The sequence below is a fragment of the Parafrankia irregularis genome, from assembly GCF_001536285.1.
Taxonomy (GTDB): Bacteria; Actinomycetota; Actinomycetes; order Frankiales; family Frankiaceae; genus Parafrankia; species Parafrankia irregularis.
The window spans coordinates 24,922-36,725 of sequence record NZ_FAOZ01000003.1; the positions used below are offsets into that span (position 1 = coordinate 24,922).

An 11,804-nucleotide genomic window follows, 5' to 3' on the forward strand; every position below is an offset into this window, starting at 1 on the left:
GGGAAGGGACATCGTGTGGATGGTCGGATGGGATGTCGGATGGGATGCCAGCCCGGCCCTGCCACCCGCTCGGGCCGGCTGCCCGCTCACGCCACCGGGACCGCGTCGCGGGCGGCGAGACGTTGGAACTTCCCACTGGACGTCCGCGGCAGGGCGTCGGGGCCGACGAGGTGGACGGCGATCTCGGCGAGGCCCAGCGCGGCACCGACCGCGGTGCGGATGCCGGTGGTGAGCAGGTCACGCGCGGCGTCGTCCTCCAGCGTCGTCTCGGCCAGCACGGTCATCGCCTCGGTTCCGTCGGGGGCGATGTCGGCGTAGGCGACGCAGCGCCGGCGGTGGACCCCGGGAACGTCACGGGCGGCGTCCTCGGCGTCGTGCGGGTAGTAGTTCACCCCCCGCACGATGATCATCTCCTTGGCCCGGCCGGTGACGAACAGCTCACCGTCACGTAGCAGGCCGAGGTCGCCGGTGCGCAGCCAGCCGTCCGCGGTGAAGGCGTCGGCGGGTACCGCGCCGGACTCGGTGAGGTAGCCGCCGGTGACCGCCTCGCCGCGGATCTGGATCTCGCCGACCTGGTCGTCGGGAGCCGGCCCGGTGGCGCCGGGTGAGGTGCCGGTGACGCGCACGTTCATCGCGCGCACCGGCCGGCCCACGCCGACCAGCCCGCGGGCGGCCGGATCGTCCGGTGCGACGTCGACGGCGATCCCCCGCCGGGCGAGCAGATCACGGTCGACCCAGCGCGAGACCGGCGCCCGGCCGCGCGGCGGGAAGGTCACCGCCAGGGTCGCCTCCGCCATGCCGTAGACGGGCATCATCGCCGCCGGGGAGAACCCCGCCGGGCCGAAGATCGCCAGGAAGCGGTCGACGGACGCCGGGGACACCGGCTCCGCCCCGTTGAACGCGACCCGCCAGCCGCTCAGGTCGAGCCCGGCCTGGACGGGCGCGGGGACGGCGTCGGCGAGGTAGTCGTACGCGAAGTTCGGCATCGGCGCGATGCTCCCGCCCCGGCGCAGGAAGTCGGTGAGCCAGCCGGCCGGATCCTTCACGAAACCCGCCGGGGACCAGACCGTCATCGGCATTCCGGTGAGAATTCCGGCGAGGGCGCCGAACAGCCCCATGTCATGAAACAGCGGCAGCCAGATTCCGCCGCCGTCGTTCTCGGTGAGCCCGACACCGTCGATGATCGCGGCGAGGCCTGCGAGGATGTTGTGGTGGGTCAGCAGGACGCCTTTCGGCGCGGCGGTGCTGCCGGAGGTGAACTGGACGAGCGCCGGGGCGCCCGGGGGCACCTCGTCCGGCAGCGGGCCACCCGCGTCCGCGTCCGTGCTCGCGTCCGCGTCGGTGCCGATGGATGCCGTGTATTCGGTGACGGTGACAACCCGGACGGCGCCGCCGGCGTCGAACGCCGCGGCGAACCGGCTGGCCAGCCGGGCGGTGCGCCCGCCCACCAGGACCAGACCGATGTCGGCGACGGCCGCCGCCCGAGCCAGCCGCGCCGCGTACCCGGTCAGGTCCCGGGTCGAGGTCGGCAGCGGAAGCGGGCAGGTCACGGCGCCGGCCCGGCTCACCCCGGCCAGCGCGACCAGGAAGTCGGGGGCGTTCTCGCTGAGCAGGCCGACCCGCGCGCCAGGCCGCACCCCGCCGCGCGCCAACGCCGCGGCGAGGGCGTCGCCGCGCTCGACCAGCTCCCGGTAGGACAGCGAGTCGCCCGAGGACGGGAAGTCGATCCGGACGGCGGGGCGGCGGGCCGCCACGGCCGCCAGCGCCCCGTGCACGCTGCCGGCGGCGAGCGCGGCGGCGGCCGTCGTGCCCGGCACCACCTCGTCCAGGGATACCCGCATGACCACCGGCGTCCTCTCGTCGAAACACCTCGCCCGGCTGCTGGGCCATGCGGCTTTCTCCGCGTGGCACCGGCCACCGTGCGCCTGTTTTCTCCGCGTACCGTCCGCGGGCCGTACCCGTTCCCTGGAAATGCTTGCCCGCCGCTCACCCACCGGTCAAACACGATTTCTCGACCACAATTGGGCCATCGGCGCCGCTAATCGTCCGCATCCCGGGCGAAGCGGCAACGGATGCTGCCGCACGCCGGTCGCGGATTCCACCGGCAGGCAATGCACGCCAGGTGTGAACGCGTACATGGCAGGCCCGCGCGGGAGCGCGGCAGCACCCGTCGGGTCGCGGTCGACGAAGACCGCCCGGCCGGCCGGCGCGACTGCCCGCCATGTTCTCGTTCCGCCGTCCACATGTGCGCGTTACCGGTGGTTAGCGCTCACCGGTAACGTGGTCTGCGCCCACCGGGAGGACGGCCATGGAGCTGCGATATCTCACGTCATTCCTGGCCATCGCCGAAGAACTTCATTTCGGTCGGGCGGCGGCCCGGCTGCACCTCGCGCAGCCGTCGCTGAGCCAGCAGCTGCAGCGGCTCGAGCGCGACATCGGCGTCGAGCTGGTCTCGCGCAGCTCCCATGAGGTGAAGCTGACCGCGGCCGGCCGGGCCTTCGAGGTCGAGGCCAGGAGGCTGCTGGACGCGACCCGCCGCGCCGTGACCGTCGCCCGGGAGGCGGCGTCCGGGCGCACCGGCATGATCAGCATCGGGTTCAACTATCCGGCCGGTCAGCGGGTGCTGCAGCCGACGCTGCTGCGACTGGCCGCCGACTATCCCGGTGTGTCGACCACCCTGTGGGAGGCGCGCAGCGGTCCGCAGCTGTCCGCGCTGGCAGAGGGCCGCCTCGACGTCGCACTGGTCTTCGCCGGGCCGCCGTCGGCGCAGCTGCGTTCCCAGCGGGTCGCGACGATACCGCTGGTCGCGGTCGTCAGCCGCCGCCACCCCTGGGCGACGCGCAGCGAGGTCCCGTTCCGGGAGCTGGCCGACCAGCCCTGCGTGCTGTTCCGCCGTGAGCAGAGTCCCGCCATGCACGACGCCATCCTCGCCGCGGCCGACCGCTGTGGCATCGCGCTGACGATCTCCGACGAGGTGGACGACTCAGGGGCCACCGGCATCGTGGTCACCACCAGGCCGGTCGTCGGCTTCGCCTCGGCGGCCCGCGGGGCGCACCCGCCCGGCCACGGGCTGTCCGCGGTACGCCTGGTCGACCCGGTCCCCACGGTGGGGATGTACGCCGTCTGGCGCCCCGACCCGCAGCCGGTCGTGGGCGCCTTCCTGGACTGTCTGGAGGCGGCCGGGCCCTTCTCCGAGCAGGCCGCCGATCACGGTTCGGCCCGTGCCGGCACGGCGCCATCCCCCACCGCGCCGTCCAGGGCGGCGCCATCCGCGGCGGTGCCATCCGGGGCGGTGCCATCCGCGCGGGTGCCGCGGGCGTAGCGCGCCGGCGTGACCCCGAAGGCGTCGCGAAACGCCGCCGTGAACGAGCTCGGATTGCTGTAACCGCAGGCGATGGCCACCGCGGTGACCGGCTCGCCCATCGCGAGCAGGGTCAGGCTGTGGTGCAGCCTCAGCTGCGCCCGCCACTGCGGGAAGGTCATCCCGGTCTCGGCCCGGAACAGCCGGCTCAGGGTCCGCTCGCTCGCGCCCGCGGTCCGCGCGAGCTCGTGCAGGGTCCGGGTGTCCGCGGGTTGACGCACGAGCGCGGTGGTGACGGCGACGAGTCGGTCGTCGACCGGCCTGGGTAGGTGCAGGCGAGGCTCGGTGACCGGCCGCAGCCCGCGGCGGAGCACGGCGGTGAGGTCCGCGGAGTCGGCCGGGCTCAGTTCCGGGTCGGTGAGCGCGCGGACGATCTCCCGCAGCAGGCCGGTGACCGCCACGATCGTCGGGTCGGGAACACCGAAGGGATCGTCGTCCGGCCGGAACGCGAGCGTGTGCATGTCGGTGCGGCCGTGCGCCCGGTGTGCGTGGGCGACGCCGGCCGGCAGCCAGACCGCGCGCAGCGGCGGCACCACCCACGAGCCCCGCCGGGTGAAGACCCGCAGCACCCCGGTGCCGGGGTAGACGAGCTGGTGGTCGGCGTGATCGTGCCAGTCGACGCCCTCCCGGTCAGCCAGGCGCAGCAAGGTCGGCCCGGCGGCGAGATGGCGGTTCATCGACAGAACTGTACGGGCTGGCGGTGGCTGGCCAGGCCATCCGCGGGAGAGGCTCGCAGTCGTCCACCGGGACCGGCCCCGGCGCCCCACGCGGCGCCCACCGAACGTGACCGGTCCCGCGCCCGTCGCCCGCCCCCGAGCGGGCACGTCAGGAGTGCCTCATGACCGCGTCACACCGGGCGACAGCCCCGGACGGCTGCGACCTGCACGTCGATGTCAGCGGGTCCGGGCCGTCCGTCGTGCTGCTGCACGCCGGCGGCCCGGACCGGCGCAGCCTCGACCCGATCGCCCGCGCGCTGTCCCGGCGGCACACCGTGGTGCAGCCGGACATCCGGGGGTACGGCGCGTCGGTGTGCCGCGACCCGGCCCGCCACACCTGGGACCAGTACGTCCACGACGTTCTCACCGTGCTCGACGCTGTGCCCGCCGCGGCAGCGCACGGTGACGTGCCCGCCGTCATCGGGGTCGGCATCGGCGCGACGATCGCGCTGCGGCTGGCGATCGCCCATCCCGACCGGCTTGCCGCCGTGGTCGCCATGGGCGTCGAGGACATCGAGGACGACGAGGCGAAGGCCACCGAGATCCGGCTGCTCGACGAGTTCGCCGGACGGGTCCGCTCGGACGGCCTGGCGGCCGGCTGGGAACCGCTCCTTCGGGGGCTGTCACCCCTCGCCGGCGCCATGGTCAGGGAGGCGATCGGGCGCGCCGACCCCGACAGCGTCGCCGCCGCGGCGGCCATCGGGCACGACCGGTCCTTCCGGTCCGTCGACGAGCTCGGCGCTGTGCGGGTGCCGACGTTGCTCTTCCCGGGTGGCGACTGGCGCCATCCGGACCACATCGTCCACGCCGCGGCGCGCATCATGCCGGCCGCCGTGCTCGCCGGCCGCGCCCTGGATGGCTCCCTCGCCACCGCGGTCGACCTCGCCGCCGCGGTGCTCCCGGAAATCGAGACGTTCCTGCGCGCGCTGCCCCGGCAGGGCGGCTGAGTGGAAGTGGCTCATCACATGCGCACGTCCCACGATCACAGCGGCACCGGCGCCCTGCTCGGTGACATCCCCCCGGCACCGAAAGTGCCGACAGCACCACTCGTGGTGGGGCCCGCCTCGCCCTGGGCCCGGATGCGGACCTGGACGGCGGCGCACGCCGTCGACGACCTGTACCAGGGGCTGGTCCCGGCGAGCATCCCCTACTTCGTCCTCGAACGGCACTACGGCTACACCGCAGCGTCCGGCCTGGCGCTGGCCGCGACCCTGGGCGGCTCGCTGCCCCAGCTGCTGGTCGGCGTGCTGGTCGACCGCCGCCGTGTCCCCTGGATGGCGCCGGTCGGCGTCGGCCTGGCCGGGGTGGGCGCGGGCCTGGCCGGGCTGGCGCCGGCCTACGCCGCGACCTGGCTGCTGCTCCTGCTGTCCGGGGTCGGGGTGTCGATGTTCCATCCGGCGGCCGGCGCGGCCGCACGCGCGGCGGCGGGCGACGACACCGCCGCGATGAGCCTGTTCGCGGCGGGCGGCAGCGTCGGGTTCTTCCTCGCGCCGCTGCTGGCCACACCGGCCCTCGCCGCCTGGGGGCCGAACGCGACGGTGCTCTTCATCCCGCCCGCGCTGCTGCTCGCTGTGGTTCTGCTGCGGGCGGGCCGCCGGCCGACGGCGGCCCGGCGGCCGGGCACTGGTGCGGGCGCGGGCGCACCCACGCCCGACCGCCCGCGCCCGTTCCTGCTGCTCACCGCGGTCGAGATCGTCCGGTCGGTGCTGCTGTTCGGCGTCAGCACGTTCATCGAGCTGTTCTGGCTGCGGCACCTGGGTGCCGGCCACGCCCTCGCCGGGCTCGCGCTGACCCTGTTCCTGATGGGCGGTGTCGGGGGAACGCTGGTCGGCGGCCGGCTCGCGGACCGGTTCGGGGCGGTCCGCACCGTCCAGCTCGGCGCCGTGCTCACCGTGCCGGCCCTCGTCGCGTTGCGGCTGGCCGGCGGACCGGTGACGGGACTTCCGGCCGCGGTGGCGGCGGGTACAGCCATCAGCATCCCGTTCGCCGTGCTGGTCAAGCTCGGGCAGGACTACCTGCCCAGCCGGCCGGGAACCGCCTCCGGGGTCACTCTCGGCCTCGCCGTCAGCGCCGGTGGGCTCGCGGCGCCCGCCCTCGGTGCGATCGCCGACACGCACGGCATCTCCGCCCCGTTCACCGTCCTGTGCTTCGTCCCGGCGCTGGCGGTGGCCATGTGCGTGTTCCTGCCCGAGCCGGCCCGGCGCGGCGCCGCGTTTCGCGATTGACATTCTGAATAGTTCGTTCGGCATTCCTGTGTTGCCGATGATCCGGTGGGCGCGGAACATCGCTCAAACGGTCGGATTCGCGTGATCGCCGAGGCTGGCCGGCCCGCTCCTGTCCCAGGTCGCTCCGCCGTCCAGGTCGGTGCGACCGGGCCGGTGCCCGCCGCGGAGAACGTGCCGACCGCGGTCGCCGCCCACGACAGCGTTGTTCGCTCCGGACGCTGTCCAACAGAATGGACACGGACATGCAGTTGACGGTCCTCGGATGCCGGTCGGGAATGCCCGGCGCCGGCCAGTGCAGTTCCAGCTATCTGGTGGAGAGCGAAAAGGCTCGCCTGTTGCTGGACTGCGGCCCCGGGGCCGCGACCGCGCTCAGCACGATCACGCATCCGGGCCAGCTCGACGCCGTCGTCATCAGCCACCTGCATCTGGACCACTGCTACGACCTGCTTCCCCTCGGGAAGACGCTGCTCGCCGGATACGGGCAGTTCGCCGAGCTGTTCCCGACGCTCCCGTCGCTGACCCGGCGCGTCGAGCGGGCCCCGGTGCCGCTGTACGTTCCGGCGGGCGGACGGGAGCGGCTGACGGCGCTGGCGGCGCTGTTCCCGGTCGCGACGATCCCGTTGCTGGACCGCGCGTTCGAGGTCGCCTTCGACGTCCGCGAGTACGCGCCGGGGGACGTCTTCGAGGTCGGCGACACCACCGTGAGCCTGCATGAGCTGCGCCATTCGGTGCCCAACTGCGGAACCCGCATCGACAGTGGAACCGGCAGCTTCGCCTACACCGGCGACACCGGGGTGACGGCGGACCTCGTCCCGTTCGCCCGTGACGTCGACCTGCTGCTCGCCGAGGCGACGCTGGAGCTCACCGACACCACGGGCCACGGCCACCTCAGCGCCACCGACGCCGCCGCCGTGGCCGCCGCGGCCGGGGTGGACCAGCTCGTCCTCACCCATTTCGTGACCGCGGACCGGGCCTGGCTCGCCGCCCGCAAGGTGGACGCGGAGCGTGTCTTCGCCGGTCCGGTACATCTGGCCGCCCCCGCGGCCCGCTTCACGACGCGGAGCCCCGAGGTGCTTGCGCCCATCGTCCCAGGCGCGGAGCTGGCGGGATCCGGTCGGGCCGGAACGGAGCTGGCGGGTTCGGAGCTGGCGCCCCGTGGTTGAACCGTTCAGCACGGCGCCCACCGCGCCGCGGCGACACCGGACGCCCGGCGCCGCCGCGGCCCTGACCGTGCGCGCACCGCGCACAGCGCCGCCGGTCCGAGCCCTGTGGTGTGACTACGGCGGTGTCCTCACCTCCCCCGTCGCCGACGCGCTCAGCCAGGTCGCGGCGGCTGCCGGGGTCCCCGCGGCGGATCTGATGGCGGCGATCCGCCAGGTCGCCGAGCCGTTCGGCGGCACCCTCATCGAGCCGCTCGAGCTGGGCATTCTGCCGCAGCGGGAATGGGGGCTGCGGGTGACGGCGGCACTCGCGCCCCACTGGACACCGCGCATTGACCTGACCCGCTTCGGCGACTACTGGTACGTCGGCCGGACCGTCAGCACGGAGCTGTTCACGCTGCTGGCGCGGGTGCGCGGTGAGGGCGTGCGGGTCGGCATGCTCACGAACAGCGTGCGTGAATGGGAGCCACACCGGCGGGCCCTCGCCCCGGATGTCGACCCGTTCGAGGTGACGGTCAACTCGTTCGAGGTGGGCCTGCGCAAGCCGGATCCGGCGATCTTCCGACTGGCCGAATCGATCTTCCGGGTGCCGCCGGAATCCTGCCTGCTCATCGACGACCTCGGCGCCAACTGCGCCGCGGCCCGGGTGCTCGGCTGGCAGACAATCGAGCACACCACCGTCGCCGACACCCTCGACGTGGTGCACCGACTGGTTTTCGAACGGCACTGAGACCACTTTCGATTCTTTTCCATCCCTGACCGTGGACCGTGGACGGAGAAGGCGAACCGCCCGCGAGAACGATAAATAGTTTCCATCGATCCATCGAAATCGATCACGCGCCGACGATTGCTGTCGTTTACGGATCGTTCGTCACAATCGCATTGCCAACCGCGACGCACCGTTCGAGACTGAGTCCGGAAAATCCGCCAGGAATTCCCCGGAACTCGTCACGGAACAGGTGGTCGGTGTGTCGCAGTACACCCTGGGAGCGGGCCTCGTCCTTCCTGAGGACCGTGGCCTCTACTCCCTCGTCGACGACCGGGTGCGGGTCACCCCCGAACTGGTTGTCCTGAGCCGCCCGGCGGCGTCGGGCTGGCAGGACATCACCTACCGCGAGCTCGACGCCCACGCGCGCCAGGTCGCGGCGGTCCTGCTGCACCGGGGAGTCGGCGCGGGCGACCGCGTCGGCATCCTGGGCCGCACCAGCTACGAGTGGGTGGTGGCCGACCTCGCGGTGCTTGCGATCGGCGCGATCACCGTCCCGATCTTCCCGACCGCCTCCGCGGCCCAGATCGCCCACATCGTCGCCGATTCCGGGATGACGTGGTGCTTCGCCGAGACACCGGAGCATCAGGAGCTGGTGGCCGGCGCGGCGGCGGGCGCACTGCGGGAGGCGCCCTGGCCGCTGGCGGACCTCGACAGCCTGACGGCATCCGACGACACCGCCCACGCCGACGGCGAGGTGCCGGCCGCGGGCGACGGTGGCGCCGGCGAGTTCGAGCGGCGCCGCGGCGCCGTCCGCGCGGACTCGATCGCGACAATCGTCTACACCAGCGGAACCACCGGGATGCCCAAGGGCTGCATTCTCACCCACGGCAACCTGTTCGCGTCCGGCGCGAACACGGTCGAGCACACCGGCGGGCTGTGGCGCGTGTGGCGTCCGGAGCACACCGTCGGCACCGGTGCCGACGGAGACGGCACGGACGCCAGCGATGTCGTGACCGAGCAGGCCGCGACACTGCTCTGTCTGCCACTGGCGCACGTCTTCGGACGCACCATCCTGGTCGCCTGCCTGTACGCCGGGACCAGGACCGGGCTGCTCTCGGCCGTCACCGACCTGCTGCCCGCGATGGCCGGTTTCCGGCCGACCGTGCTGGCGCTCGTCCCGTACGGGCTGGAGAAGATCCGCAAGGGCCTGCGGGCAGCCGTCGACGCCGACACCGAGCTGGCCGCGGTCGCCGCGGGGCTGGCACAGGTCAGCACCGGCACCGGCACCGGCACCGGCACCGGCACCGGCACCGATGAGCCTGGCGGCCGCCCGGACGAAGCCCTGCTGGCCCGGGTCGGCGCCGTGTTCGGTGGGCGGCTGACCCACGTGATCAGCGGCGGCGCGTCGCTGGACAACACGACCGCGGCCTACTACCGCGGGCTCGGCGTGCACATCCTCAACTGTTACGGCCTGACCGAGGCCGCGACCGCCGTGACGGTCAACCAGCCCGAGACCAACCGGGTCGGCACCGTCGGCCAGCCCATCCCGGGAACGACCGTGGGCATCGCACCGGACGGCGAGGTGCTGGTCGCGGGCCCGAACGTCTCCCCCGGCTACTGGCGGACCGGCCAGGACCCGCTGAAGGCAGGCACAGACCCGCTGCAGGCGGGAACGGACCCGTCGAACCCCGACGCCGCCGGGCAGGACGGCACCGACGCCGCGCCCCGCTGGCTGTACACCGGCGACCTGGGCCGGCTCGACGCCGACGGCTACCTCGTCATCACCGGCCGGCGTAAGGAGATCCTGGTCACCAGCGGTGGCAAGAACGTCACGCCGACCCTGCTCGAGGACCGGATGCGGTTGCACCCGCTGGTCGCCGACTGCATGGTCGTCGGCGAGGGCCGCCCTTTCGTCGCCGCGCTGGTGACGCTGGAGCCGGCGGTGCTGGCGAAGCTGGCCGCCGAGGCCGGCCTCGACCTCGGCACCGACCGGTGGTGGGAGCACCCCGCCCTGGCGGAGCGGCTGCGCGACGCGGTCGACGACACGAACAGCCTGGTCTCCCGCGCCGAGTCGATCCGGCGTATCCGGGTGCTGCCGACCCAGTTCACCATCGCCGACGGCCATCTGACGCCCTCGATGAAGCTGCGCCGCGCACAGATCGAGGCCGCGTTCGCCGCCGAGATCGACGAGCTCTACACCGCCGCCCCCGAGCCGGCCGGCCCGGCGCCGACCGAACCGGCGACATCCGCCGCCTGACCAGAGCCGCCGCCTGACCAGAGCCGCCGCCCGACCTGAACCAAAGGCCCCAGTCCTGTTCCACCCGCCTGTACGACGGGAGTTCCCAAGGATGTACGACGTCATCGTGGTCGGTGCCCGCTGCGCCGGATCGCCGCTGGCCATGCTGCTGGCCCGCCAGGGCCACCGGGTCCTGGTCGTGGACCGGTCGACCTTTCCCAGCGACACCGTGTCGACCCACTACATGCACCAGACGGGGCTGGCCCGGCTGCGTGACTGGGGCCTGCTGGACCGGCTGATCGCCAGCGGGGTGCCGCCGATCCGCAACCTGACCTTCTACTACACCGGCATGCTCGTCGAGGGCTTCGCCGACCCGATCGAGGGCATCGACGCGGTGTACTGCCCGCGGCGCACCGTCCTGGACAAGCTGCTGGTCGACGCCGCCCGCGAGGCCGGCGCCGAGGTGATCGAAGGCTTCACGGTCACCGACCTGCTGTTCGACGCCGGGCGGGTGACCGGCATCCGCGGGCAGGTCGGCGACGGGCCCGAGCAGGAGTTCCGCTCCGCGTTCGTGGTCGGCGCGGACGGTCGGACGTCCACCGTGGCGGACAAGGTCGGCGCCGACTTCTACAAGGTCGTGCCGGCGGAGGGCTTCATCTACTACTCGTACTTCGAGGGCCTGGACTGGGCGATGCAGCACCGGACCGGCCTCGGCGAGCAGCAGTTCGGCACCTGGCCGACGAACGACGGCCAGCACCTGCTGTCGATCATCCGGCCGCGCGCCGCCTTCAGCGAGTTCCGCGCCGACGTCGAGGGCAGCTTCCAGGCGATCTTCGACAACGTGCTGCCGGAGCTCGGCGAGGACCTGCGGGCCCGAGGCAAGCGGGTGGAGGAGTTCCGCCCGATGCGCTACCCGGACAACTACTACCGGCGCTCGAACGGGCCCGGCTGGGCGCTGGTCGGCGACGCCGGCTACCACAAGGACCCGTTCACCGGCTGGGGCATCACCGACGCCTTCCTGCAGGCGCAGCTGCTGGCCGACCGCCTGCACGCGGGCCTGGCCGGCGAGCGGACGCTCGACGACGCCGCCGCCGAGTACGTCAAGATCCGTGACGAGGAGAGCCACGGGACGTTCGAGCTGACCTGCACGCTGTCCAAGCTCGTCCTGCCGCCCTTCCTGGACTCGGTCTTCAACGCCACCGCGGCCAGCCCCCGGTACATCAAGAAGTTCTTCGCCATGATCGCCGGCGGCGCCGACGGTCACGACTTCTTCGAGCGCGACAGCCTCGCCGAGCTTTACGAGGAGGTCGGGACGCCGGCCGACAAGCGCCTGCTGCCGGCCGCCTGAGCCCGCGCCCGCTCCCGAGCCCGAGCCCCGCCACCCAGGAGGCGTCCCC

Annotated in this window: 9 protein-coding genes; 7 read left to right on the plus strand and 2 right to left on the minus strand. The window is 73.2% G+C overall.

The genetic code is table 11. The features are described from left to right. Window positions 1–86: 86 nt before the first annotated feature. Window positions 87–1,841 (minus strand): AMP-binding protein, encoded by a 1,755-nt coding sequence (locus AWX74_RS05175; RefSeq protein ID WP_165615471.1) that lies wholly within the window; start codon window positions 1,839–1,841, stop codon window positions 87–89. Window positions 1,842–2,308: 467 nt separating this feature from the next. Here AWX74_RS05175 and AWX74_RS05180 point away from each other — a divergent pair, with 467 nt between their 5' ends. Then, window positions 2,309–3,322, plus strand: a complete 1,014-nt coding sequence (locus tag AWX74_RS05180) for a LysR family transcriptional regulator (protein WP_091272169.1) — start codon at window positions 2,309–2,311, stop codon at window positions 3,320–3,322. Here AWX74_RS05180 and AWX74_RS05185 read toward each other — a convergent pair. Beyond that, on the minus strand, window positions 3,208–4,038 hold the full coding sequence (locus AWX74_RS05185; protein ID WP_091272172.1) for a helix-turn-helix transcriptional regulator: 831 nt from the start codon (window positions 4,036–4,038) through the stop codon (window positions 3,208–3,210). The genes AWX74_RS05180 and AWX74_RS05185 overlap by 115 nt on opposite strands. A gap of 161 nt (window positions 4,039–4,199) precedes the next feature. On the opposite strand from AWX74_RS05185, the gene AWX74_RS05190 reads away from it, so the two are divergent. The 6 genes from AWX74_RS05190 to AWX74_RS05215 all read left to right on the plus strand — a co-directional run bounded on the left by AWX74_RS05190 (window position 4,200) and on the right by AWX74_RS05215 (window position 11,755). Next, a complete protein-coding gene (locus AWX74_RS05190) occupies window positions 4,200–5,024 on the plus strand; it encodes an alpha/beta fold hydrolase (protein ID WP_091272175.1) in 825 nt (274 codons plus the stop codon). A gap of 18 nt (window positions 5,025–5,042) precedes the next feature. Next, window positions 5,043–6,302, plus strand: a complete 1,260-nt coding sequence (locus AWX74_RS05195) for an MFS transporter (protein WP_091272178.1) — start codon at window positions 5,043–5,045, stop codon at window positions 6,300–6,302. 242 nt (window positions 6,303–6,544) lie between these two features. Next, entirely contained in the window at window positions 6,545–7,465 is a 921-nt protein-coding gene (locus AWX74_RS05200; RefSeq protein ID WP_226930879.1) for an MBL fold metallo-hydrolase, read from the plus strand. After that, the gene (locus AWX74_RS05205; RefSeq protein ID WP_091272181.1) at window positions 7,458–8,192 is read left to right on the plus strand and encodes an HAD-IA family hydrolase; all 735 of its coding nucleotides are present in this window, start codon (window positions 7,458–7,460) and stop codon (window positions 8,190–8,192) included. Before AWX74_RS05200 ends, AWX74_RS05205 begins: the two co-directional genes overlap by 8 nt. A gap of 238 nt (window positions 8,193–8,430) precedes the next feature. Further along, entirely contained in the window at window positions 8,431–10,428 is a 1,998-nt protein-coding gene (locus tag AWX74_RS05210; RefSeq protein ID WP_091272864.1) for an AMP-dependent synthetase/ligase, read from the plus strand. 91 nt (window positions 10,429–10,519) lie between these two features. Continuing rightward, window positions 10,520–11,755 (plus strand): NAD(P)/FAD-dependent oxidoreductase, encoded by a 1,236-nt coding sequence (locus AWX74_RS05215; RefSeq protein ID WP_091272184.1) that lies wholly within the window; start codon window positions 10,520–10,522, stop codon window positions 11,753–11,755. The last annotated feature ends 49 nt before the right edge of the window (window positions 11,756–11,804 follow it).